The 24,888-nt window shown below is 63.7% G+C and carries 22 protein-coding genes; 9 read left to right on the top strand and 13 right to left on the bottom strand.

Annotation, left to right across the window (positions count from 1 at the left end; all coding sequences use genetic code 11):
* The first annotated feature begins 53 nt into the window (after positions 1 to 53).
* From LB543_RS19020 to LB543_RS18985, 7 genes are all read left to right on the top strand, one after another.
* Positions 54 to 959 carry a LysR family transcriptional regulator gene (locus LB543_RS19020; protein ID WP_224615151.1) on the top strand — a complete coding sequence of 302 codons (906 nt, stop codon included), beginning with the start codon at positions 54 to 56 and terminating at the stop codon, positions 957 to 959.
* Positions 960 to 1,232: 273 nt separating this feature from the next.
* A complete protein-coding gene (locus tag LB543_RS19010) occupies positions 1,233 to 2,078 on the top strand; it encodes a class I SAM-dependent methyltransferase (protein WP_140810835.1) in 846 nt (281 codons plus the stop codon).
* A 216-nt stretch (positions 2,079 to 2,294) separates the two neighbouring features.
* Positions 2,295 to 3,449, top strand: a complete 1,155-nt coding sequence (locus LB543_RS19005; protein WP_140810836.1) for an ABC transporter substrate-binding protein — start codon at positions 2,295 to 2,297, stop codon at positions 3,447 to 3,449.
* 196 nt (positions 3,450 to 3,645) lie between these two features.
* Positions 3,646 to 4,644, top strand: a complete 999-nt coding sequence (locus LB543_RS19000) for an ABC transporter ATP-binding protein (protein WP_224597762.1) — start codon at positions 3,646 to 3,648, stop codon at positions 4,642 to 4,644.
* A 211-nt stretch (positions 4,645 to 4,855) separates the two neighbouring features.
* Positions 4,856 to 5,821 (top strand): ABC transporter permease, encoded by a 966-nt coding sequence (locus LB543_RS18995; protein ID WP_411908767.1) that lies wholly within the window; start codon positions 4,856 to 4,858, stop codon positions 5,819 to 5,821.
* Entirely contained in the window at positions 5,811 to 6,626 is an 816-nt protein-coding gene (locus LB543_RS18990; protein ID WP_135921158.1) for an ABC transporter permease, read from the top strand. Before LB543_RS18995 ends, LB543_RS18990 begins: the two co-directional genes overlap by 11 nt.
* A gap of 119 nt (positions 6,627 to 6,745) precedes the next feature.
* Positions 6,746 to 8,173, top strand: coding sequence for a gamma-aminobutyraldehyde dehydrogenase (locus LB543_RS18985; RefSeq protein ID WP_140757990.1), 1,428 nt, complete (start codon positions 6,746 to 6,748; stop codon positions 8,171 to 8,173).
* A 127-nt stretch (positions 8,174 to 8,300) separates the two neighbouring features.
* Here LB543_RS18985 and LB543_RS18980 read toward each other — a convergent pair whose 3' ends face one another.
* The 12 genes from LB543_RS18980 to LB543_RS18925 form a co-directional block, all read right to left on the bottom strand.
* Positions 8,301 to 9,710 carry an FAD-binding oxidoreductase gene (locus LB543_RS18980; protein ID WP_224615150.1) on the bottom strand — a complete coding sequence of 470 codons (1,410 nt, stop codon included), beginning with the start codon at positions 9,708 to 9,710 and terminating at the stop codon, positions 8,301 to 8,303.
* Positions 9,711 to 10,063: 353 nt separating this feature from the next.
* The gene (locus tag LB543_RS18975) at positions 10,064 to 10,378 is read right to left on the bottom strand and encodes a hypothetical protein (RefSeq protein WP_140810841.1); all 315 of its coding nucleotides are present in this window, start codon (positions 10,376 to 10,378) and stop codon (positions 10,064 to 10,066) included.
* A 35-nt stretch (positions 10,379 to 10,413) separates the two neighbouring features.
* Positions 10,414 to 10,776, bottom strand: coding sequence for a nuclear transport factor 2 family protein (locus tag LB543_RS18970; protein ID WP_140757987.1), 363 nt, complete (start codon positions 10,774 to 10,776; stop codon positions 10,414 to 10,416).
* 82 nt (positions 10,777 to 10,858) lie between these two features.
* A complete protein-coding gene (locus LB543_RS18965) occupies positions 10,859 to 11,338 on the bottom strand; it encodes a carboxymuconolactone decarboxylase family protein (RefSeq protein ID WP_140810842.1) in 480 nt (159 codons plus the stop codon).
* A gap of 106 nt (positions 11,339 to 11,444) precedes the next feature.
* Positions 11,445 to 12,998: an alpha/beta fold hydrolase gene (locus LB543_RS18960; protein ID WP_224615149.1), complete on the bottom strand. Its 1,554-nt coding sequence runs from the start codon at positions 12,996 to 12,998 to the stop codon at positions 11,445 to 11,447.
* A 107-nt stretch (positions 12,999 to 13,105) separates the two neighbouring features.
* Entirely contained in the window at positions 13,106 to 13,417 is a 312-nt protein-coding gene (locus LB543_RS18955) for a formate dehydrogenase subunit delta (RefSeq protein ID WP_224615148.1), read from the bottom strand.
* A complete protein-coding gene (gene fdhD / locus LB543_RS18950; RefSeq protein ID WP_224615147.1) occupies positions 13,407 to 14,231 on the bottom strand; it encodes a formate dehydrogenase accessory sulfurtransferase FdhD in 825 nt (274 codons plus the stop codon). The genes LB543_RS18955 and fdhD overlap by 11 nt, the downstream gene beginning before the upstream one ends.
* A 280-nt stretch (positions 14,232 to 14,511) precedes the next feature.
* A complete protein-coding gene (gene fdhF / locus LB543_RS18945) occupies positions 14,512 to 17,424 on the bottom strand; it encodes a formate dehydrogenase subunit alpha (protein WP_140757982.1) in 2,913 nt (970 codons plus the stop codon).
* Positions 17,425 to 17,434: 10 nt separating this feature from the next.
* Complete coding sequence (locus tag LB543_RS18940; RefSeq protein ID WP_224615146.1) at positions 17,435 to 18,991, bottom strand: formate dehydrogenase beta subunit; 1,557 nt, start codon at positions 18,989 to 18,991, stop codon at positions 17,435 to 17,437.
* A complete protein-coding gene (locus LB543_RS18935) occupies positions 18,988 to 19,467 on the bottom strand; it encodes a formate dehydrogenase subunit gamma (RefSeq protein WP_140810848.1) in 480 nt (159 codons plus the stop codon). The genes LB543_RS18940 and LB543_RS18935 overlap by 4 nt, the downstream gene beginning before the upstream one ends.
* A 194-nt stretch (positions 19,468 to 19,661) precedes the next feature.
* A complete protein-coding gene (locus LB543_RS18930) occupies positions 19,662 to 20,561 on the bottom strand; it encodes a LysR family transcriptional regulator (RefSeq protein ID WP_140757979.1) in 900 nt (299 codons plus the stop codon).
* Positions 20,562 to 20,656: 95 nt separating this feature from the next.
* Complete coding sequence (locus tag LB543_RS18925) at positions 20,657 to 21,034, bottom strand: VOC family protein (protein ID WP_140757978.1); 378 nt, start codon at positions 21,032 to 21,034, stop codon at positions 20,657 to 20,659.
* A gap of 145 nt (positions 21,035 to 21,179) precedes the next feature.
* Between LB543_RS18925 and LB543_RS18920 the strand changes: the two genes are divergently transcribed.
* Positions 21,180 to 22,349, top strand: coding sequence for an Mrp/NBP35 family ATP-binding protein (locus LB543_RS18920; protein WP_224615145.1), 1,170 nt, complete (start codon positions 21,180 to 21,182; stop codon positions 22,347 to 22,349).
* Positions 22,350 to 22,365: 16 nt separating this feature from the next.
* Here LB543_RS18920 and LB543_RS18915 read toward each other — a convergent pair whose 3' ends face one another.
* On the bottom strand, positions 22,366 to 22,815 hold the full coding sequence (locus LB543_RS18915; protein WP_140757976.1) for an SRPBCC family protein: 450 nt from the start codon (positions 22,813 to 22,815) through the stop codon (positions 22,366 to 22,368).
* 151 nt (positions 22,816 to 22,966) lie between these two features.
* On the opposite strand from LB543_RS18915, the gene LB543_RS18910 reads away from it, so the two are divergent.
* Positions 22,967 to 24,772, top strand: coding sequence for an IlvD/Edd family dehydratase (locus LB543_RS18910; protein ID WP_140810850.1), 1,806 nt, complete (start codon positions 22,967 to 22,969; stop codon positions 24,770 to 24,772).
* The last annotated feature ends 116 nt before the right edge of the window (positions 24,773 to 24,888 follow it).

Genomic DNA, 24,888 nt, shown 5'->3' with positions numbered 1-24,888 from the left:
ATAAGCTCCGCAGCCGGCTTTCCTTCGCTTGCCTGCCGGTGTTTAGTCCGGCCATGGCCTTCACCATCCGCCAGTTGCAGTTCTTCATCGCCGTCGCCGAGCAAGGCACGGTGTCGCGCGCGGCGCAAAACCTCTCCATTTCCCAATCGTCGGTCACCGAGGCGATCAAGGAACTTGAAAGCGATCTTGGCGTCGCGCTGTTCGAACGCCATCCGCGCGGTCTCAACATCACCCACAAGGGCCACCAGTTCCTGCGTCACGCGACAAAGATTCTCGCCGACGTGTCCGACGCGCGCCGCTCTTTTTCCGGCGAACAGGCCATTGCGGGCGGGCGGCTGCAACTCGGCGTCACCTCGCTTGTCGCCGGCTACGTGCTGTCGGATCTGCTCTCACGCTACCGCCGCGCCTATCCGGGCGTCGAGGTCTCGGCCATCGAGGACAATGGCGACTACCTCGAACACCTGTTGATCGGCGGCAAGCTGGACATTGCAGTCATGGTCACCTCCAATTTGCGCGACCGCACTGCCCTGCAATCGGAAATCCTCGAAGTCTCGGCTTACCGGCTGTGGCTGCCGCTCGGCCATCCCTTGGCTGGCGCCGACATCATCGGCATCGGCGATATCGCCTCTGAACCGCTGATCATGCTGACCGTCGACGAGATCGAGGAGAACACCGGCAAGCTGCTGACGGCGATCGGCGCCAGGCCGCATGTCGCCTTCCGCACCCGTTCCGTGGAAGCCGTGCGCAGCCTGGTCGCCACCGGCGCCGGTGTGGCGCTGCTGCCCGACCTCGTCTACCGGCCCTGGTCGCTGGAAGGCGACCGCATCGAATCGCGCGACATTTCGGGCTCCTTGCCGGTGGTGCAGGTCGGCATGGTCTGGCGGCGGGGCTCCGGCTTGGCCGCCGCGGCCCGCGACTTCGTCGGCCTTGCCCAGTCGCAGCGGACGGTCCGCCGCTAGTCTGGTGTGGCCTACTCCAGGCTGACGTCGCCAGTCTTGCGCACGATCAAGGCGAGCCGTTCCAGGACGGTCGGGTCGAACAAGCCGCGCAGGCTGCGACGGCCGATCGAAGCGATGAGGCCCTTATCCTGGTAGTAGCGAAGTGTCAGGCGGGCACGCCGGTGCGGCGCGGCACTTTGGCAATGTCGATATCTTTTATGCTTGACCTCAAGTCGGCTCGGACTCGTAGAATGTCGCGACGATCGGTGAGAGCAACAGAAAGTGAGGCCCGTTATGCCGCAATCCGCGCAGCCAAACACACGCCAAGCCGCGCTCTGGAACGACGTCAGCGGGAAGGCCTGGGTCGAGATGCAGCCGATCCTCGACGAGATACTGGCACCGTTGGAGCGGCTGGTGGTCGATGCCGGCTATCCCGGGGAGGGGGGCAATGTCCTGGACATCGGCTGCGGCGCTGGCGCCACAACCCTGACGATGGCGCGCCGCGTGGGCAACGACGGAAATTGTGTTGGGCTCGACATCTCGCGGCCGCTTGTCGCCCTGGCGACGGAGCGCGCGCGGGTGGAAGGGGCAGCAAACGCAAGTTTCGAAGTGGGCGATGCCCAGGCGCATGCGTTCGAACCAGGACGCTTCGACGCTGTTGTCTCGCGCTTTGGTGTTATGTTCTTCGATGATCCAGTGGCCGCGTTCTCCAATATAAGACAAGCCGCAAGGCGCGGTGGCAAACTCGCCTTTGTTGCTTGGCGCAGTCCGGTCGAGAATGATTTCATGACGACCGCCGCGCGAGCGGCTGAGCCTTTCCTGCCGCCCGCACCCGCGCCAGATCCCGATGCGCCGGGACAGTTTGCCTTGGCCGACGGCGCCAAGGTGAAGCGGATCCTTGAAGCGAGCGGCTGGTCATCAATCGAAGTCGAACAGGCGAACGTCCTGTGTCGGATCGCAGAAGGCGATTTGATGACGTTTGCCACCCGGCTAGGGCCGGTCGCCGCCACGCTGCGCGAAGTTGACCGGGCAACGGCCGAAAAAATCACTACGGTGTTGCCTGCTGCGTACGCGCCTTTCGTGAAGGATGGTGAGGCCCGCTTCAATGCCGCCTGCTGGCTTGTGACGGCGCTGGCTTGAAGGGCGTCTTGCTATCGGAAAAACCGATATCGCCTTTCTGATAAATGAATTTGCGAAACCGGAATTTTCAAAGCACCTTCCCTTCAAGGGACCAAAGCCGCCACCAGAGCGACATGCGTCCGTCGGACGAACTGATACTTTTTCAGTCCGCGCGTTGACCTTGGCGAAAACCGAAACCGGTTTTCGGAGGCCGGGCGCCAAAATGGGAGATCGATGATGAATTCATTCCTGAAGTCATGCACCGCGCTGACGGTCGCGCTGACCTTTTCCGGGCAGGCCGTTGCCCAGGTCAAGGAACTCGGCAAGGGCGAAGGCCAGGTCAACATCGTTGCCTGGCCGGGCTATATCGAGCGCGGCGAGACCGACAAGGGCTATGACTGGGTCACCGCCTTCGAAAAGGAGAGCGGCTGCAAGGTCAACGTCAAGACCGCCAACACGTCGGATGAGATGGTGTCGCTGATGAACGAGGGCGGCTTCGACCTCGTCACCGCTTCGGGCGATGCTTCGCTGCGCCTCGTCGCCGGCAAGCGCGTGCAGCCGATCAACACCGATCTCATCCCAAGCTGGAAGACGGTCGACGACCGGCTGAAGGACGCGCCCTGGTTCACCGTCGACAAGGTGCATTACGGCATCCCCTATCAGTGGGGTCCCAACATCCTGATGTACAACACCGAGGTGTTCAAGGAAGCGCCGAAGAGCTGGAACGTCGTCTTCGAGGAAATGAAGCTGCCGGACGGAAAGTCCAACAAAGGCCGCGTCCAGGCCTATGACGGGCCGATCCACATCGCCGACGCCGCCAACTACCTGATGTTCCACAAGCCGGAACTCGGCATCAAGGATCCCTACGAACTGAACGAGGACCAGTACAAGGCCGCGCTCGAATTGCTGCGCGTCCAGCGCACGCTGGTCGGCCGCTACTGGCATGACGCCGCCATCCAGGTCGACGATTTCCAGAATGAAGGCGTGGTCGCCTCGGGCTCGTGGCCCTATCAGGTCAACACGCTGGTCGCCGCCAAGAAGCCGGTTGCCTCGACCGTGCCGGAAGAAGGCGTCACCGGCTGGGCAGACACCACGATGATGGAAGCCGACGCGGCCCATCCGAACTGCGCCTATATGTGGCTCGAGCATTCGCTGGCGCCGAAGGTGCAGGGCGATGTCTCGGCCTGGTTCGGCTCGCTCCCGGTCGTGCCGGCCGCCTGCAAAGGCAACGAGCTGCTCGGCGAGGAAGGTTGCAAGACCAACGGCTACGACAATTTCGACAAGATCAAGTTCTGGAAGACGCCGGTCTCGAAATGCGCCACCCAGAACGACCAGTGCGTGCCCTACTACCGCTGGGTGTCGGACTATATCGGCGTCATCGGCGGACGATAATTTTCGCTTCGTTTCGTCGATAGTTGGCGCTGCCCCTCACCCTTGCCCTCTCCCCGTGAAGAACGGGGAGAGGGGATCATCGGCGTTGAAGCGCGTCCCTTCTCCCCGTCTCAATACGGGGAGAAGGTGCCGGCAGGCCGATGAGGGGCAGCGCCAACGCCCAAGATTTGACGAGCCTGACAGATCAGGACACCACATGACCCCAGCCGTTTCCTTTCAAAAAGTCTCGCGCCATTTCGGCAGCGTTCGCGCTGTCGACGCTGTCGACCTCGACATTGTACCAGGCGAATTCTTCGCCATGCTCGGGCCGTCCGGTTCCGGCAAGACGACGTGCCTGCGCCTGATCGCCGGTTTCGAGCAGCCGACATCGGGTTCGATCTCGATCTTCGGTGAACGCGCCGAGGGCGTGCCCCCCTACCGCCGCAACGTCAACACCGTGTTCCAGGACTACGCGCTGTTCCCGCATCTCAACGTGCTCGACAACGTCGCCTACGGGCTGATGGTCAAGCGTGTCGGCAAGGCCGAGCGGCACAAGGCGGCGGAAGAAGCGCTGTCGCTGGTGCGGCTGCCCGGCTATGGCGCGCGCCGGCCCGGCCAGCTTTCCGGCGGCCAGCGCCAGCGTGTCGCGCTGGCGCGTGCGCTGGTCAACCAGCCCAAGGTGCTGCTGCTCGACGAACCGCTCGGCGCGCTCGACCTCAAGCTGCGCGAAAACATGCAGGAGGAGCTGAAATCGCTGCAGAAGGCGCTCGGCATCACCTTCGTCTTCGTCACCCATGACCAGGGCGAGGCGCTGTCGATGGCCGACCGCGTCGCCGTCTTCAACGATGGCAAGATCATGCAGATCGGCACGCCGGAGGACATCTATCAGCGGCCGAGCACGCGCTTCGTCGCCGATTTCGTCGGTTCCTCGAACGTGCTGCCGCCGGATTTCGTCCAGCGTTATTCCGGCCAGCAACGCTGGGGGAGTCTCAGGCCTGAATCCATTCGCGTCGGCCGCGCCGCGAGCGGCGAGGGCGTCGCTGCGCGCCTCGTCTCGACCAACTATCTCGGCGCCACGACCAGGCTGGCGCTTGATGCCGACGGGTTGAAACTGCACGCCGTGGTGCCTGCCGGCACTGCCTTGCCGGCGGAGGGCGAGGCGGTGGTGCTGACGTTCAATCGCGAGCACCTGCATTTGATGGACGAGCCGGCATGATGAAGGTTTGCGCGATGCGCCCCCCTCTGTCCTGCCGGACATCTCCCCCTCTAGGGGGGAGATCGGATGTCGCATCGGCCGTCGCCAATCTCCAACGTCTGAAGGCTGGCGCCGCGCACGAGCTGCCAATCTCCCCCCACGTGGGGGAGATGTCCGGCAGGACAGAGGGGGGCGCGACGGATCACGGCGTCAGCAGAACTGTGCATCCGTCATGACCATCGCCGCCCTCAACCCCAATCCCTTACCCGCCATCCTGCCCGGCAGCGGCGGCATGCGCGGTGCGCTCTCCGACCTCTTCTGGCGCCGGCCGCAAGTCCTGCTGCTGCTCATGCTGTTGCCGCCAGTGCTGTGGCTCGGCATAGTCTATATCGGCTCACTGTTCGCGCTTTTGGCGCAGAGCTTCTTCTCCATCGATGAGTTCTCCGGCCTCATCAACCGCCAGTTCACGCTGAAGACCTATGGCGATCTTTTGCAGGCCGCCAACCTCGACATCATCTTGCGCACGGTGACGATGGCGGCCCTGGTCACGCTGGCTTCGGCCATCGTCGCCTTCCCCATTGCCTACTACGCGGCGCGCTATGCGCGCGGCCGCTGGAAGGCGCTGTTCTATCTCGGCGTCATGCTGCCGCTGTGGTCGAGCTATCTGGTCAAGATCTATGCCTGGAAGCTGATCCTGGCCAAGGAAGGCATTTTGACCTGGCTGCTCGCCAAGCTGCATCTGCTGTGGCTGCTCGATGCCTGGCTGTCGTTGCCCGTCGTCGGCGGCAATTCGCTGTCGGTGTCTTTCACCGGCACTTTCATCGTCTTCGTCTATGTCTGGCTGCCCTTCATGGTCCTGCCGGTGCAGGCGGCACTCGAGCGCGTGCCCGGCAATCTGGTCGAGGCGTCGTCCGATCTCGGCGCCTCGCCCGGCCAGACCTTCCGCAACGTGCTGTTCCCGCTGGCGCTGCCCGGCATCGTCGCCGGCTCGATCTTCACCTTCTCGCTGACATTGGGAGATTACATCATCCCGCAGATCATCGGCACCTCGCGCTTGTTCATCGGCCAGGCCGTCTATTCGCAGCAAGGCACCGCCGGCAACATCCCGCTCGCCGCCGCCTTCACCGTGGTGCCCATCGTCATCATGGGTTTCTACCTCTGGGGCGCCAAGCGCATGGGGGCCTTCGATGCGCTCTGATCGTGGTCAATCCGCTCCGCTCGGCCTCAAGATCGCGGCCGCCTGCGGCCTGCTCTTCCTGCATCTGCCGATCCTGCTGATCTTCGTCTATGCCTTCACCACCGAGGAGAAGAGCTTCGTCTGGCCGCCGCCCGGGCTGACCACGCAATGGTTCGCCGTCACCTGGAACCGGCCCGATGTCTGGGAAGCGCTGTCGCTGTCGGTCCGCGTCGCCGCTATCTCGACCACGATTGCTCTGGTGCTCGGCACGCTGTGCGCCGCCGCCGTGTCGCGGACGAAATTCTTCGGCCGCGAAACCATCTCGCTGCTGGTCATCCTGCCCATCGCACTGCCCGGCATCATCACCGGCATCGCGCTGCGCTCGGCCTTCGCGCTCGCCGACATCCCGTTCTCGTTCTGGACGATCGTGCTCGGCCACGCCACTTTCTGCGTGGTCGTCGTCTACAACAATGCGGTCGCCCGTTTCCGCCGCACCTCGGGCTCGATGATCGAGGCTTCGATGGATCTCGGCGCCGACGGTTTCCAGACCTTTCGCCATGTCGTGCTGCCCAACATCGCCACCGCATTGCTCGCCGGCGGCATGCTCGCCTTCGCTTTGTCCTTTGACGAAGTCATCGTCACCACCTTCACCGCCGGCCAGCAACAGACCGTGCCGATCTGGATGCTGGAAGAGCTGATCCGTCCGCGCCAGCGCCCGGTCACCAATGTCGTCGCCATGGTCGTCGTCCTGGTGACGCTGCTGCCGATCCTGTTTGCCTACTACCTGACCCGCGACGGCGACCAGATCGCCGGAAGCGGGAAATGAAAGAAGTGAGTGGTGAGTAGTGAGTAGGGAATAGCCGAATCCACGGTGGAAACTCATCCACTACTCACTACTCACTACTCACTACTCACTACTCACTACTTCTGCCCAAGGAGAATCCAATGGACACCCAGATGCTGATCGGCTCGAAATTTGAGAAGGGCACCGAGACCGAGGAGCCGATCCTCAACCCAAAGACCGGGGCGACCATTCTCAACCTGCCCGAGGCCAGCCAAGCGCAGATCGAGGCGGCAGTCATTGCCGCCGAACAAGCGTTCGTCTTGTGGTCGCGCACCACGCCGGCGCAGCGCTCCGGCTACCTCCTGAAGATCGCCGACCGCATCGAGGCCGAGGCCAGGGAATTCGCCACGCTCGAGGCGCTGAACTGCGGCAAGCCGATCAATGCCGTGCTCAATGACGAAATCCCGGCGATCGTCGACTGCTACCGCTTCTTCGCCGGCGCGGTCCGCTCCATGCCGGGTGTCGTCGCGGGCGAATATCTGCCCGGCCACACCTCCATGGTGCGGCGCGATCCGATCGGCATCGTCGCCTCGATCGCGCCGTGGAACTATCCGCTGATGATGATGGCCTGGAAGCTGGCGCCGGCGATCGCTGGCGGCAACACCGTCGTCTTCAAGCCGTCGGAGCAGACGCCGCTGACGGCGCTGAAACTGGCCAGGATCCTGGCCGAAATCCTGCCCGAAGGCGTCGTCAATGTCGTGCTTGGCCGGGGCGACAGCGTCGGCAACACGCTGATCAATCACCCCAAGGTTAATATGATCTCGATCACCGGTGACGTCGCCACCGGCAAGAAGGTGCTGCAGGCCGCCGCCAAGTCGGTCAAGCGCACGCATCTGGAACTCGGCGGTAAGGCGCCGGTCATCGTCTTCGACGACGCAGACCTCGGCGCCGTCGTCAACGGCCTGCGCGCCTTCGGCTATTACAATGCTGGCCAGGACTGCACCGCCGCCTGCCGCATCTATGCCGGCAAGAAGATCTACGACAAGCTCGTCGCCGACCTCTCCTCCGCGGTCTCGACCATCAAATACAACCAGCCCGACGACACCGAGAACGAGATCGGGCCGCTGATCTCGCGCCGCCAGCGCGACCGCGTCTCGAGCTTCGTCGAGCGTGCCTCGGAACTGAAGCACATCGAGATCACCACCGGCGGCAAGCCGGGCGAGGGCACCGGCTTCTACTATCAACCGACTGTCGTCGCCGGCGCGCTGCAGGAGGACGAGATCGTGCGCCGCGAAGTGTTCGGCCCAGTCGTCTCCATTACCCGGTTCTCGGAGGTCGACGACGCTGTAAACTGGGCCAATGACAGCGATTATGGCCTAGCGTCTTCGGTATGGACGAAGGACGTTTCACGCGCCATGGCAACGGCTGCCCGCCTGCAATATGGCTGCACCTGGATCAACACGCATTTCATGCTGACCAACGAGATGCCGCATGGCGGACTGAAACAGTCCGGCTACGGCAAGGACATGTCGCTCTACGCGCTGGAGGACTACACCGCCGTGCGCCATGTCATGGTGGCTCACGGGTAAGGGATATCGCATCGCGGCGCTGACGCCCTTTGTCTGAAGGAGGGCGTCAGCGTTACTATACTCTCTATAAGGCCCTGCCTTTGACGGAGGGAAGACCGCCTAAGCGGCATAAGCAGCGATCCGCCAGCTAAGCCGCCGTCCTGCCTTGTACCCCGGATGGCGCGGGCTTGATGTTCTGATTGACCCGAAAGACGTTGGATGGGTCATAGGTCCGCTTCACCTGGCTCAGCCGCTCGTAATTCGCGCCATAGCTTGCCCGCAAGCGCGCTTCTCCTTCGTCCTCCATCATGAAATTCACGTAGCCGCCTTCGCCATTGTGGGGATGGATGCGCGCCCAGTAATTCTTGGCCCACTTGGTGAGGTCGGCGGCCTTGCCCGGATCGGGATCGATGCCGGCTATGACCATTGACCAGCTTGCGTCGCGTGCGTTCCAGGCAGTCTCGTCCTTGCCGACGCGGCGCACGGCGCCGTCTATCGGGTAAAGATGCATGAGAGACAATTCGCTGGGCGCCTGGGCGGCCTGCGCGATGTGGGTCGCGATGGCTTCGTCGGGAAGCGACTTGACGAAATCGCCCTTCCAATACCATTGCAGGCCCTTCGGAAGCAGCGGATCGAACAGCGCCTGCAACGCCGGGTATGGCATGACGCCCATCCAGTTGAAGATCGGCGGCGGCAAGTTGTCCAGCAGTGGCGCCATCGCCTTGCGCCCGTCTTCCTCCGTGCCGTTGTAGCAGGAGATGATGGCGCAGGCGCGCTTGCCCCAATACTCGCGCGGGAAGGGATCGGTCGAGGGCACGGACTTCAGGCCGACAAAAGCACCGAGGTCTTCCGGCGCCTCCGGTAGGTAGTCGCGATACACCTGCATGACGGCCTGAGCATCCTTGGCCTCCCAGAATACCGGGCCGCCGAAGATCATGTTCACAGGATGGGCCTGGAACAGGAAGCTGGTCACGACGCCGAAATTGCCGCCGCCGCCCCGCAACGCCCAGAACAGGTCGGGATTCTCGCTTTTGTTGGCCCTTACAATGCTGCCATCGGCCAGCACCAGATCGGCTTCGACAAGATTGTCGATGGTGAGACCGTATCTGCGCGTCAGATAGCCCGTCCCTCCGCCGAGAGTAAGGCCGGCAACGCCCGTGGTCGAGACAATGCCGAACGGAACGGCGAGCCCGAAAGCATGGGTAGCATGGTCCACGTCACCGGACGTGCAGCCGGGCGCGACCCTCACGGTGCGCCTGTTCGGGTCGACATGGACCCCCTTCATCGTCGACAGGTCGATGACGAGGCCGTTGTCGCAAATTCCCAATCCGGCACCATTGTGCCCTCCGCCGCGCACGGCGATCAGGAGGTCGTTGTCGCGCGCGTATCTCACGGCGGTGATCACGTCGGCGACATCGGCGCAGCGTGCGATCAGCAGCGGGTGCTTTTCGATCATGCCGTTGTAGATCTTGCGTGCTTCGTCATATCCGGCATCGTCACGCAGGATCAGCCCCCCGCGCAGGTTTTCACGCAGTTTTGCATGGGTTTCGTCGGTCATCGGTTTTCTCCCTTTGATTGCGCCGGCGCTATGCGGCGTCGGCGCGACGCATCTTGTTGCTTCGTTGTGCCGCCTCCCTCGGGGCGGATGCGTTGGATGGAGCAGAGGCGAGTACATTGCACCGATCCTGTCCCCGCTGCTTCGCCCGAAAGGGCCAATGGGCAATGGCCCAGGAGAGCCATGGCGGGCAGCCGGAAGCCGCCGAAGAGATTGACCGTATAGGAGAGCGGGAGCCACGCCTCGTGGCTTTGCCTTTATCGCATGGCGCATGATGAAGGTGGCCGCCGCCTCGCAGCCACCCTCCTTGGTACTCGCCGCCTCCCAGGGGCTGGGCCACGGCTATCCGACATCACCTATTCAACGATACGGAAAATCTGCCACAGGCTGGTGCCTGACACGACATAGGGCTCCAACTCCTTGCCCCATTTGGCGTGCGCGTCGATCTTGCCGATCTTGGCGAAGAACGCCTCCAACTGGGCGAGGCTCTCGACCTGGTGGTGAGACTCGACCGTCGCTTCGCGCGCGCCGATCGAGCCGGTCATGATCTGGAACTCGAGGTCGGCGAGACCAACCTGTGAGCCGATCTCGCGTTCCCATTTTCGCATCAGTTCGAGCACGGTCTGCTTGTGTCCGAACCTGGCGTCGATCTGCCATCTGGCGCTGAACATCTTGTCCTCCGTTGTTTCGGCATGGCCGCGTTTGACTACTCGTCCCAGGCCTGCACGACGGTTTGCCGCGCGATCTGCCCGTTCTTGAGTTCCAGCATCGCCGCGGCGAACACCTTCGTGCCGTCCGGATAGGCGCAGGCCTGGGTAAAGGCCAGGCTGTCGCCGTCGGCGATGGTTGCATCGACCTTGTGGGTCATCGCGCGGCTGCAGATATCGTCCCAGAACATCGTGATCGCCGCGCGTCCGCGGATTTCGCGTGGCTTGCTCGGCGGGTTGTTGCGGTCGATCACCCGCACCAGCGCGTCGTCCGCATAGAAGCTCGACAGCATCTTTCCATCACGGCCTTCGATCGCCTTCTTGATCGCCGCGCCGTCCACTGTCTGGGTCTTGGTCAGCATTTTGTCCTCCATATGCCCGTCGTTGCGATCGGGCGGTTCATGCTTTGAGGTGTCGCCCGGCACTCATCGCCGAGCCGGGTCGTCACTGCGACTTGGCCTTGACGGCCGCGAACACGTCGTCGGTCTGTTTCTTGAAGGTCGCGAGATCGACCTGGCTGCCGTTGAGGATCGTCGACCAATGGCGCACGATTGCCGCCATCGCGATCGTCTCCTTGATCTCCTCGTCGCTGGCGCCGTTGAGCTTGGCGGCTTCGGTGTGGAAATAGATGCAGTACTGGCACGGGATCTGCGACGCGACCGCGAGCCCCATCAACTCCTTGGTCTTACCATCAAGCGCGGTCTTGGGGTTGAGCTGCACACCCTTGATCTCGGCCCAGGCGCCGGCGATGGCGACATCAGGCAGTGTCCTGAACATGTCCGGCACCGAGCCGAGCGTCGCCCGGATGTCCTTGTAGGCGGCGGTCGCCGATGCATCCTCTGCTCTTACGGGAGAGGTCGTGGTCAGCACGCCAATGCCTGCCACGACCATAAGGGATCTGACATTCAGTTTTGACTTGAGCATCTCATCCTCCGTTCGCAGCGCCTTTCGGCGATATCCGCCTGGACTGCATGGGGAATTGATAGCGCCTACACCGGTGTGCCTGCTTCGCCCGAAAGCGCCATGGCTCTCATGGCCCGTCCGGGCCAGTCTGCCTGGCGGAAAAAGCCGCCGCCGCCGCTCGCGATGGCAGGTCGAGCTTGAGCAATATGTTGGCGACGTGGCGCTTGACCGTGTGCTCGCTCAGCCTGAGTTCGGCGGCGATCGCGGCATTGCTCTTGCCGTCGGCGATCAGGCTCACCACCTCGCTCTCGCGCGCGGTCAGGCAAGCCGGTTCGCTCGCCTTGGCCTTGGGACGACAAGCCGGCTCCAGGTGCTGTTCGGACATCGCCAAGACTAGCGCCATGGGCTCGTCCAGTTCGTCGATGCTGACACGGCCAGCGTCGGCGAAATGAAGCCCCGAGCCGGCTGCGAGGTCGGCGACCAGCCTCGACGCCAATATCTCGCCGCGCCCGGCGTGAGCGGCGAGTTGGATCGTCACGCGGCCCGTCAATCCTGCGGGGGGGCCGCGCAATTCGATCTCGCCGACATGCGCCCCTTGCGCGCTTGCCACACCGATTTGTTGCGCCGCGTCGCGCAATGCCGCCGCGCAGCGCAAGGCCCGCCCCGGGCCGTCGAAGCGCGAAATCATCATTTCGCCGTGCACATCCGTGCAGCGCCCGCCATGGCGGCCCACAAGTGCCCGCCATATCTCGTGGAAATGCTCGCTGCGTTCGCTCCACATCCTGTCGCCAAGCCGTGCCGTGTCATAGATGCGTGTCACCAGAAGCGCCGCCAGAACGCGCTCCGCTTCCCCCACGGCGCGTTCGCCGGTCAGGAATTCCTCGATCAGGTCGGCCACCCGGTCGACATCGCCGGTCCAGATCGGATGGTCGCGCCCCGGGATTTCGACTAGTCGCGCGTTGGGAATCTTCCTGGCCAGAAAACGGCTGGCGTCGGGGTCGACCCGCACATCGTTGCGGCGATGGATCAGCAGCGTCGGCGCGCTGATCGCCGCCAGCACGCCGCGCACATCGATCTCGGCGTTCATCCGCGCCAGTGCCACCGCCGCGGTCGGGCTCGCCGACAGTCGTTCGAAGCGGGCCCACCAGTTTGAGAACCGGGCGTCATCAACCCGGCCTGGCGCGAAATTGGGCAAGGTGGCGCCAGTGCCCCAAGCCGTCTCGGCCATCGCGATGAAGGCGTCCAGACGCTCCGGTGGCATCACCCATTTGTGGAAATGCGCATAGGCGCCATAGAGCGTCAGCGCCCGCGTCCGCTCCGGATAGGTGGCGGCGAACAGCATGGCCAGCGGCGCGCCTTCGGAAGCGCCAAGCAGGGCAGCACGGCCGCTGCCCGCCGCATCCATCACCGCGCGCACATCGTCCATACGGGTTTCGAGGCTGGGCAGGTGATGGACATCGACGCGATCGGAGAGACCCGTGCCGCGCTTGTCGAACAGGATTAGTCGGGAGAACGCCGAAAGCCGCTTCAGGAGCCGGGTATACCCCTCGTCTTCCCAATGCAGGTCGAGATTGGAGATGAAGCCCGGCACGAAGACGAGGTCGAACGATCCCTGGCCGACCACCTGATAGGCGATCCGCACCTCGCCGCTAAGGGCGTATCGGGTTTCGATCGGCCTCACGAGATTGTCCGCCCGGCCTGACGATTTCTGATCGCCAACCATAGCAGAGCCGCGCCGGTTGCGGCAGCTTAAACTTTAGCAAAGAGCAATATAAGCCGGCGCTGGGGCTATCTCTGCGACGCCGCGACGTCGCCCGGAAAGGCGTCGAGCCCGAGCTTGAGATCGGCTTCCGCCGACGTGATCGGCCGTTTGATCTTAGCCGAAGCCGCCACGACCAGTTCGTCGAAGCCCTCACCGCCGCTGTCCAGCATCTCGAAGAACTGGCGCCGCATTCTCGGCTCCCAGAATTTGTTGATATGCTCGGCGACGCCGGCAACGCCTTCCTCGCGTGGCCTGGAGTGGAAAAAGGCGGCGATCTGGTTGGCCATGCGCACCAGCTTTTCCCGTGTGCTCATGATGTGCTCTTCGTCATGCGACATGCTGGGTAACTCCGGAGATCACCCGGTCAGGGTGGGTAAAAACATCGAAATCGTCGCCGCGCACCAACGCCACCAGTGTCATGCCGGCTTCTTGCGCCGTGCGGATGGCAAGGGCGGTGGGAGCGGAAACGGCGATGATGAAGGCCGAACCGATCGCCGCCGTCTTCTGCACCATCTCGACCGAAACACGGCTGGTCACCACGACGGCGCCCGATGCGCCATCGATATTGGCCTTGGCCAGCGCGCCCGCCAGCTTGTCCAGCGCATTGTGGCGGCCGACATCCTCGCGCGCCATGATGACGCCCTTGCCCGGTACGTAGAAGCCGGCGGCATGCACGGCGCCGGTCTCGGTGTGCAGCGGCTGCACCTTCGACAGCAGCTTGACCGAGCGGGTGATGTCTTCGGCATTGAGTGTAAGTTTCGACGCACCGACCGCATCGACCGAGCGCATCGCCTCCTCGATGGATTCGATGCCGCAGAGCCCGCAGCCGACCGGTCCGGCAAGCCGCCGCCGCCGCGCCTCGAAGCGCGTATTGGCGTGGTCCTTCAGCCGGATCTGAATGTCGATGCCGGCGCCATGATCTTCCACTTCGATGGCTTCGATCTCGTCAGGCACAGCGATGATGCCTTCGGTCAGCGAGAAGCCGAGCGCGAAATCCTCGAAATCGGCGGGGCTCGCCATCATCACCGCATGCGTGGTGCCGGCAAAGGAGAACGCCACCGGCGTCTCCTCCGGCACCATGCGGCTGGCCGCAGCCGTGCCGCTGGCGCGGTGCGCCAGTCTGGAGATTTGAGAGATAGGAGAGCGGGTCACGAGGCGCCAACCTTTGGCCTGGCGGCCATTTCGCTTAGGAAGCGCCGAAGGTTTTTTGCTTCAATCGGCGATTGCTCTCCGAGGCCGCCCCCCACTCCGTCGCTGCTTCGCAGCGCCACCTCTCCCCCCTCCGGAGGGAGAGGAAGGGTGCCTCCCGGCAGAAGCGCGCACCTTTCCTCTCCCCCGTCGATCGGGGGAGAGGTGTCGAGCGAAGCTCGACGGAGTGGGGGTCGATCAGCCGTCAAGATTGAAGCTCTTGTTGTCGAATGCCTCGTCACAGCTACTCCGCCGCCTGCAGCGGAGCGATGCGGCGGCTCTGCTTGGCCTGTTCGTCATAGTCGCGCTGCCATTCCGACGGGCCGTTGGAAGCGCCGACCTGCACCGCGGTCACCTTGTATTCCGGACAGTTGGTCGCCCAGTCGGAGAAATCGGTGGTGATGACGTTGGCCTGCGTGTCGGGATGGTGGAAGGTCGTGTAGACCACGCCCGGCGACACCCTGTCGGTGATCAGCGCGCGCAGCGTCGTCTCGCCCGAACGGCTGGTCAGCCGCACCCAGTCGCCATCATGCAGGCCGCGGTTTTCCGCGTCGTGCGGATGGATTTCCAGCCGGTCCTCGGAGTGCCACATGACATTCTCGGTGCGCCGTGTCTGCGCGCCGACATTGTACTGGCTGAGAATGCGGCCGGTGGTCAGCAGCAGCGGGAAGCGCGGTCCGGTCCTTTCGTCCGTCGCCACATATTCGGTGCGGATGAACTTGCCCTTGCCGCGCACGAAGCCGTCGACATGCATGATCGGCGTGCCGAGCGGTGCCTTGTCGTTGCAGGGCCATTGCACGGAGCCGACCCGGTCGAGCAGTTCGAAGGAGACATTGGCGAAGCTTGGCGTCGTCTTGGCGATTTCGTCCATGATTTCGGACGGATGCGTATAGTTCCAGTCGAGACCGATCGCGCGGGCGAGCTCCTGCGTCGCCTCCCAATCGGCGTAGCGCGCCTTCGGCTCCAGCACCTTGCGCACCATGTTGATGCGGCGCTCGGCATTGGTGAAGGTGCCGTCCTTCTCGAGGAAGGTCGAACCGGGCAGGAAGACATGCGCGTAGTTCGCCGTCTCGTTGAGGAAGAGGTCGTGCACGACCACGCATTCCATCGCGGCAAGGCCGGCGGCGACATGCTTGGTGTCGGGATCGGACTGCAGGATGTCCTCGCCCTGGATGTAGATGCCCTTGAACGATCCGTCGACGGCGGCATCCAGCATGTTGGGGATGCGCAGGCCGGGTTCGTCGTCCAGCTTCACGCCCCATAGGCTCTCATAGATGTCGCGCACCGCGTCGCCCGAAATGTGCCGGTAGCCCGGCAGCTCATGCGGGAACGAGCCCATGTCGCACGAGCCCTGCACGTTGTTCTGGCCGCGCAGCGGGTTCACGCCGACGCCCGGGCGGCCGATATTGCCGGTGGCCATGGCGAGGTTGGCGATCGCCATCACCGTGGTCGAGCCCTGGCTGTGCTCGGTGACGCCGAGGCCGTAATAGATCGCGCCATTGCCGCCCTTGGCGTAGAGGCGCGCCGCACCGCGGATCAGCTCGGGATCGACGCCGGACAGCTTGCCCACGGTTTCGGGGCTGTTTTCCGGCAGGGCGACGAAGGACGCCCAGTCCTGGAATTCCGCCCAGTCGCAACGCTCGCGGATGAAGGCTTCGTCGAAAAGGCCCTCGGTGACGATGACATGTGCCAGCGACGTCAGCACGGCGACATTGGTGCCGGGCTTCAGCGGCAAATGGTAATCGGCTTCGACATGCGCCGACTTGACCATCTCGGTGCGGCGCGGATCGAGCACGATCAGCTTTGCGCCCTGGCGCAGCCGCTTCTTCAGCCGCGAGGCGAACACCGGGTGCGCCGAAGCCGGATTGGCGCCGATGATGACGGCGACGTCGGTGAATTCGACGGAATCGAAATCCTGTGTGCCGGCCGAGGTGCCGTAGGTCTGGCCGAGCCCATAGCCGGTCGGCGAATGGCAGACGCGTGCGCAGGTGTCGACATTGTTGTTGCGGAAGCCTTGCCGCACCAGCTTCTGGACGAGATAGGTCTCCTCGTTCGTGCAGCGCGAGGAGGTGATGCCGCCGATCGCGGTGCGGCCGTACTGGTACTGGATGCGCCGGAATTCCTTGGCCGTGTGGGCGATCGCCTCTTCCCAGCTCACCTCGCGCCAGGGATCGCTGACCTTTTCCCGGATCATCGGCGACAGGATGCGGTCCTTGTGGGTGGCGTAGCCATAGGCGAAGCGACCCTTGACGCAGGAATGGCCGTGGTTGGCCATGCCCTCCTTGTAGGGCATCATGCGGATGACCTCGTCGCCCTTCACTTCGGCCTTGAACGAGCAGCCGACGCCGCAATAGGCGCAGGTGGTCACGGCCGAGCGCTCCGGCAGGCCCTTTTCGAGCACGGTCTTCTCGCGCAGCGCATCGGTCGGGCAGGCCTGCACGCAGGCGCCGCAGGAGACGCATTCCGAGGCAATGAAGTCCTCGTGCATGCCGGCGACCATGCGCGATTCGAAGCCGCGGCCCTCGATGGTCAGCGCGAAAGTGCCTTGCACCTCTTCGCAGGCGCGCACGCAGCGCGAACAGACGATGCACTGAGCCGGATCGTAGGTGAAATAGGGGTTGGATTCATCGCGGGCGATGTAGTCGACCGCGAGCGAGCCATGGCCGGGCGCGACGCCATTTTCTTCCTTGACGTGGTTGCGGCCCTCGACGCCGTAGCGGTTTTCGGTCAGGCCGACGGACTTCGCCACCACATCGAACTCGCTGGCGCCGGTTCCCGCCTTCTCGTTCCACCCGGTCGGATGGTCGGAGACGTAGAGTTCCATGACGCCGCGGCGGATGGCGTCGAGCCTGTCCGATTGCGTACGTACCACCATGCCTTCGCCGACCGGCGTCGTGCAGGAGGCCGGCGTGCCGCCACGCCCTTCGATCTCGACGAGGCAGACGCGGCAGGAGCCGAAGGAGTCCAGCATGTCGGTGGCGCAGAGCTTCGGAATCTCCACCCCGCCTTCCATCGCCGCACGCATGATCGACGTGCCTTCCGGCACACTGATGCTGCGGCCATCGACGGTCAGCGTGACCTGCTTCTCGGCCTTCGATTGCGGAGTTCCGTAATCGAGTTCTTCGATCAGCGTCGGGAAGTCGGCCTTGATGTTCATCTGCCAGCTCCTATTCAGCAGCCACGCGCGCTGGCGCGGGCTTGAAATCCTCGGGGAAATGCGTGATCGAGCTCATCACCGGGTAGGGCGTGAAGCCGCCCAGCGCGCAGAGCGAACCGAACTTCATCGTGTTGCAGAGGTCCGTGACCAAAGCGAGGTTCTTCTCCGGCTCGATGCCGGCGGCAAGCCTGTCGATGGTCTCCACGCCTCGCGTCGAGCCGATGCGGCAAGGCGTGCACTTGCCGCAGCTTTCGATGGCGCAGAACTCCATGGCGAAGCGTGCCTGCTTCAGCATGTCGGCAGTATCGTCGAAAACTGTGACGCCGGCGTGGCCGATCAGCCCGTCGCGCTTGGCGAATTCTTCGTAGTCGAACGGCGTGTCGAACAGCGCGCGCGGGAAGTAGGCGCCGAGCGGGCCGCCGACCTGCACCGCCTTCACCGGGCGCCCGGTGGAAGTGCCGCCGCCGATATCGTCGACGATCTCGCCCAGTGTCAGGCCGAAAGCGGTTTCGAACAGGCCGCCTTGCTTGACGTTGCCGGCGATCTGGATCGGGATCGTGCCGCGTGAGCGGCCCATGCCGAAATCCTTGTAGAAGGTGGCGCCCTTATCCATGATAATAGGCACCGAGGCCAACGAGATGACGTTGTTGATCACCGTCGGCTTGCCGAACAATCCTTGTATCGCGGGCAGCGGCGGCTTGGCGCGCACCACGCCGCGCTTGCCTTCCAGGCTGTTCAAGAGCGAGGTTTCCTCGCCGCAGACATAGGCGCCGGCGCCGACGCGGATTTCCATGTCGAAGGCGTTGGGCGAGCCCAGCACATTGACACCGAGCACACCGGCCTTGCGGGCGATCTCGACCGCCTTGTTCATGACAACCACCGCGTGCGGATATTCCGAGCGGATGTAGACAAAACCCTTGGTCGCGCCTGTGGCGATGCCGGCGATGGTCATGCCCTCGATGAGCACGAAGGGGTCGCCTTCCATGATCATGCGGTCGGCGAAGGTGGCGCTGTCGCCTTCATCGGCGTTGCAGACGATGTATTTGCGCTCCGATGTCGTGTCGAGCACCGTCTTCCATTTGATGCCGGTCGGGAAGCCCGCGCCGCCGCGACCGCGCAGGCCGGAGTCGGTCACTTGCTTGACGATGTCGGCGGGCGCCATGGCCACGGCGATCTGCAGGCCCTTCAATCCGCCGAGCGATTTGTAGGCATCGAGCGACAGCGGGTCGTTGATGCCGCAGCGTGCGAAGGTCAGCCGCGTCTGCTTGGCGAGGAACGGGATTTTGTCGGGCGCACCCAGCCAGCGCTTGTGATACCCGCCTTGGAGAAAGCCGCTGTCGAACAGGCTCTTCACGTCCGACGGCTTCACCGGCCCGTAGGCGACACGGCCATTGTCTGTCGCCACCTCGACCATCGGTTCGAGGAAATAGGCGCCGCGCGAGCCGTTGCGCACGATCTTGGCATCGATGCCGCGCTCGGCCAGTTCATTTGCGATCGCTTTGGCGACCTTTTCCGCGCCCAGCGCCAGCGCGCCGGAATCGCCGGGAATGTAGATGCGGGGGGTCATGAGCGCACCTCGGCGACGATCTCGTCGATCTTCTCGTCATCGAGCCGTCCGATCACCTCGCCGTCCAGCATAGCCGACGGCGAACAGGCACACAGCCCGAGACAATAGACCGGCTCCAATGTAACCGATCCGTCATGCGTGGTCTCATGGAAATCGATGCCGAGCAACTGCTTGACCCTGGCGGCGACGGCGTCCGAGCCCATCGACTGGCAGGCTTCCGCCTGGCAGAGCTTCAGCACGTGCCGGCCGGCCGGCCGGGCACGGAAATCGTGATAGAAGCTGACGACGCCGTGCACTTCGGCCCTGGAGAGGTTCAGCCCGTCGGCGATGACCGGCAGCGAGGCCTGCGGCACATGGCCGAACTCTTCCTGGATGCCGTGCAGGATCGGCAGCAACGGACCTTCGAGGTCCTTCAGATCCTGAATGATCGCCGCGGTGCGCGATGCGATCTCGGTACTTGCAGGCTGCACGGTCATGCAGCGCCCTCCCTGGTCATGGCGGCCCGATATATGTCACCCCAAGATATAGAGCGGTTTTGGGGTAACGACATGCACAGGGCGCAATATCGCTAAGTCCTTACGAAATCAGAGGAAACCCCCGAGATCAATAAAGCTGTCCCGTCGTTTGATAGAAATTTTCTATCGACAACGCTCAGCCTCCATTCTCTAGCCTAGCGATGGGCGCGGAAATCGTCTGCCAGCGCCATCGCCTCGTCCAGCAGCGCCTGCACCAGCGGCGTGTGCGGCTCACGCGGCGCGGCCACCAGTCCGACTGTATGGCTGGCATCGGGCTCGACGATCGGAATGGCCCGGATCGGTTCGGAAAAACCGAATGTTTCCGCAAGGTTGAGTGGCATGATCGACGACCATTTACCGGTTCGGATGTGCGAGAACAGCACGATCATCGAGTTCGATTCCAGTGTCGGCCGCACCTGCACGCCGGCCTCGGCCAGATGCTGGTCGATGATGCGGCGGTTCTGCATGTCCGGGGTCAGAAGGCACAGCGGCAAATGGCTGATCTCCGCCCATGTCACTTTGTCGCGGTCGGAATAGGGATTGCCGATAGCGGTGATCAACTGGTAGCGCTCGTCATAGAGCGGCACGCTGGTCACCCGTCCCAGCGGTTCGTTGTCGAGATAGGTGATGCCGGCATCGACATCGAAATTACCCAGCAGCGACAGCACTTCGATCGAGGTTCGCGACAATACTGAAAAAGTGACGCCCGGATGCTTTTCGCGAAACGGCGTCGTCAGCCGCGCCACCATGGCGAGCGCCGTCGGGATGGCGGCGATGCGGATGCGGCCTGAGAGGCCGTGGCGCGCCGCCCGCATCTCCTCGCGCATGGTCCTGGAGTCGCCGACGATGCGGCGCGCCCAGACCAACACCTGCTTGCCCTCCGGCGTCAGCCCCTGAAAGCGCGAGCCGCGCAGTACGAGCATGACGCCGAGCTGGCCTTCCAGTTGCTTGATGCCGGCCGACAGCGTCGGCTGGGTGACGCCGCACACTTCCGCGGCGCGGCCGAAATGCTCTTCCCTGGCCAGTGCGATGAAGAATTCCAGCTTGTCGATCATTGGCGGAAGCTATCCGGCGCGGTGGCGCCGCGCCAGATGGTTGCTGCTACCGCCGACAATCGTGCCGCCCCCAGCCATTGCGCAATCGCAAAAAACTACCTGTCGACGAGATTCAGGATGTTGCCGTCCGGATCCTTGAACCAAGCGACCCTCATACCCTGTCCGACATGGACATCACCTTCCAGCGTCAAACCGGGCATTTCGTAGTGTTCAAAGACGACGCCCTTCGATTTCAGCGCGGCGACGACGGTACCGATCGCGTCGCCGACCGTCCACGTCACCGCTGTCGCCTTGTTGGTTCCGGCGAATTGGGAGCGATAGACATTGATGGTGGTGTCGCCGCTTTTGTACACGATCAGTTCGCCGCCCTCATCGTGCACCTGTTTCAGGCCGAGCGTCCCCTCATAGAAAGCCTTTGCCTTGGCCAGGTCCCTGACCGCGAGATTGGCCGTTGCGTTGCTGTTTTCAAGCATGATCGTCTCCTTTCCTGGCTGTCATTCCCTCTGGTCATGGAAATAGGTCACCCAGGCCGCTTGACGACCGCCATACGCCTGACGCTTGGAGCCGTCCGCGTTCTGCACTATGTGAGCTGCAGCCGAACGCCAGGGAATAACAGCCATGTCCATCACCAAGGAAATCGTCGTCGAGCGCCTGAAGACCGTCAACGGGCCGGACTTCACCGGCAACATCGTCGATCTCGGCATGGTTTCGGAGATTTTCATCGCCGATTCGAAGGTGTTCTTCTCGATCACCGTGCCCGCCGCGCGCGCCCCGGAGATGGAGCCCTTGCGTGCCGCCGCCGAGCGGGTGGTGAAGGCCATTCCCGGCGTCGCCGGCGCGGTCGTTGCGCTGACGGCCGAAAAGAAAGGCGGAGGCATGGAGGCACCGGTTCCACCGCGTCCCGCACCCAGGCCGGCTCCGGCCGCCGCCGCACCGCGGGCGGCTCAGCATGCTCCCGCTTCGCAGAGCCACGGCAAGCGCGGCGTGCCCGGCATCGAGGCGATCATCGCGGTTGCCTCCGGCAAGGGCGGCGTCGGCAAGTCGACCACGGCCGTCAATCTGGCGCTTGGCCTTGCCGCCAATGGCTTGCGGGTCGGCGTGCTCGATGCCGACATCTACGGTCCGTCCATGCCCAGGCTGCTCAACATCCACGGCCGGCCGCAGACGGTCGACGGCAAGATCCTGAAACCCATGGAGAATTACGGCCTCAAGGTGATGTCGATGGGTTTCCTCGTCGATGAGGAGACGCCGATGATCTGGCGCGGGCCGATGGTGATGTCGGCGCTCACGCAGATGCTGCGCGAGGTCGAATGGGGGCGGCTCGACGTGCTTGTCGTCGACATGCCGCCCGGCACTGGCGACGCGCAGCTCACCATGGCCCAGCAGGTGCCGCTGGCCGGCGCGGTCATCGTCTCGACGCCGCAGGACCTGGCGCTGATCGATGCCCGCAAGGGTCTCAACATGTTCAAGAAAGTCGACGTGCCGCTGCTCGGCATCGTCGAGAACATGAGCTACTTCCTCGCCCCGGACACCGGCCAGCGCTACGATATTTTCGGCCATGGCGGCGCGCGCCGCGAGGCCGAGAGGCTGGGCGTCACCTTCCTCGGCGAGGTGCCGCTGGAAATGGGCATTCGCGAGAGCTCGGACGCCGGCACGCCGGTGGTCGCCTCGAAGCCCGACGGCGCCGAGGCGAAAATCTACCGCGATATAGCCTCCAAGGTCTGGGACAGGGTCATTGAGGAACGCGGCGCGGCCGAAGCGGCGGTGCCGAACATCGTATTTGAGTGATCCTTCACGGGAAGAATCAGCCGCCGACTTTCTCGCCGAATGCCGAAAAGAACTGTCCGGCCAGTTTCTTCGATGTCGATTCGATCAGCCGGCTGCCGAGCTGCGCGATCTTGCCGCCGACTTCTGCCTTGGCGGCATATTTGAGGACCGTCGCGTCCGGCCCGTCGGCGGTGAGGGTGACGTCGGCGCCGCCCTTGGCGAAGCCGGCGATGCCACCCTTGCCTTCGCCCTGGATGGTATAGGCATGCGGCGGCTTGAGATTTTTCAGCGTCACTTCGCCGTTGAAGGTCGCCTTGATCGGCCCGATCTTCAGCACCACCGTTGCCGCCATCTCGGTCGCCGATTTCATTTCCAGGCTCTTGCAGCCCGGAATGGCGTCCTTCAGGACGGTTGGGTCATTCAGCGCTTCCCACACTTTCTGCACGGGTGCGGCGATACGTTCCTCGCCCTCGATCACCAAAGCCATCTAAACCTCCCCGATCGCCGATGTCGGATTGGTCGTAGCGCGCGGCTCGATAGCTGTCTATCGCACCAAAGTCGGGATTCAGATCACGCGTGCCCCTTGCCTGCATCCGCGCGTTGTCATATCGATTTGTCATACAAATACGGAGACCATGATGGCCGGCGCCCCCACGAAAAAGAAAAAGTTCCGCTCGCAGGAGTGGTTCGACAATCCCGACAATCCGGGAATGACGGCGCTCTATCTCGAGCGCTACCTGAATTACGGACTGACACGCGCCGAGCTGATGTCGGGCAAGCCGCTGATCGGCATCGCCCAGACGGGCTCCGATCTTTCGCCTTGCAACCGGCACCACATCGAGCTCGCCAAGCGCGTGCGCGAAGGCATCGTCTCGATGGGCGGCATTCCTTTCGAATTCCCCTGTCACCCGATCCAGGAGACCGGCAAGCGGCCGACCGCGGCACTTGACCGCAACCTCGCCTATCTCAGCCTGGTCGAGGTGCTCTATGGCTATCCGCTCGACGGCGTCGTGCTGACCATCGGCTGCGACAAGACCACGCCTGCCTTGCTGATGGCGGCGGCGACCGTCAACATCCCGGCCATCGCGCTATCGGTCGGCCCGATGCTCAATGGCTGGCACAAGGGCAAGCGCACCGGCTCGGGCACCATCGTCTGGGAATCGCGCCAGCGCCTGTCGGCCGGCGAGATCGACTATGACGAGTTCATGGACATCGTCGCCTCCTCGGCGCCGTCCACGGGCTACTGCAACACCATGGGCACCGCCACCACGATGAATTCGCTGGCCGAGGCGCTCGGCATGCAGCTGCCCGGTTCGGCCGCCATCCCGGCGCCGTACCGCGAGCGCGGCCAGATCGCCTATGAGACGGGTAAACGCATCGTCGACATGGTACACGAGGACCTGAAGCCGTCCGACATCATGACCCGCGCGGCCTTCGAAAACGCCATCGTCGTCAATTCGGCGATCGGCGGCTCCACCAACGCGCCGATCCATCTCAACGCGATCGCCCGCCATCTCGGCGTACCGCTCGACAATGACGACTGGCAGAAGGTCGGCCTCAACGTGCCGCTCATCGTCAACCTGCAGCCGTCGGGTGAATATCTCGGCGAAGACTACCACCACGCCGGTGGCGTACCCGCCGTGGTGGCCGAACTGATGAAGGCCGGAATGCTGCCGCATCCCGATGCCTTGACCGTCAATGGCAAGTCGATCGGTGCCAACTGCGAGGGGGTCGCCAACGAGAACACCGACGTCATCCGCACCGTGGCCGAGCCGCTGAAGTCCAATGCCGGCTTCATCAACTTCAAGGGCAATCTGTTCGATTCGGCGATCATGAAGATGAGCGGCATCTCGCCGGAATTCCGCGAGCGCTATCTGTCCAACCCGAACGATCCGGAAGCCTTCGAGGGCAACGCCATGGTCTTCGACGGCCCGGAGGATTACCACGCCCGCATCGACGATCCGGCGCAAGGCATCGACGAGCACACCATCCTGTTCATGCGCGGCGCCGGCCCCGTCGGCTATCCTGGCGGCGCCGAGGTCGTCAACATGCAGCCGCCGGCCTACCTCATCAAGAAGGGTATCCACGCGCTCGCCTGCATCGGCGACGGCCGCCAGTCCGGCACGTCGGGCTCGCCGTCGATCCTCAACGCCTCGCCGGAAGCCGCCGTCGGCGGCGGCCTGGCGCTGCTCAAGACCGGCGACCGCGTCCGCATCGACCTGCGGAAAGGCACCGCGAATATCCTCGTCAGCGACGACGAAATCACCCGGCGTCGCGCCGAACTGGAGAAAGATGGCGGCTATCATTATCCCCAGCACCAGACCCCGTGGCAGGAGATCCAACGCGGCATGGTCGACCAGTTCTCGGCCGGCATGGTGCTGAAGCCGGCGGTGAAATACCAGGATGTCGCGCACACCATGGGCGTGCCTCGCGACAATCACTGATTATTCCCCGGAATAATCATCGATTATTCCCCGGAATAATCATCGATTATTCCTGGCTGGTCACAGATGGATGAATAGACGAACACCGGCGGCCTGATCGATCAGGCCGCCGGTGC

This window comes from Mesorhizobium sp. ESP7-2 (assembly GCF_020164715.1).
Classification (GTDB): domain Bacteria; phylum Pseudomonadota; class Alphaproteobacteria; order Rhizobiales; family Rhizobiaceae; genus Mesorhizobium.
The sequence above is the reverse complement of the archived record's forward strand: the minus strand, read 5'-3'. Positions and strand labels throughout refer to the sequence as shown.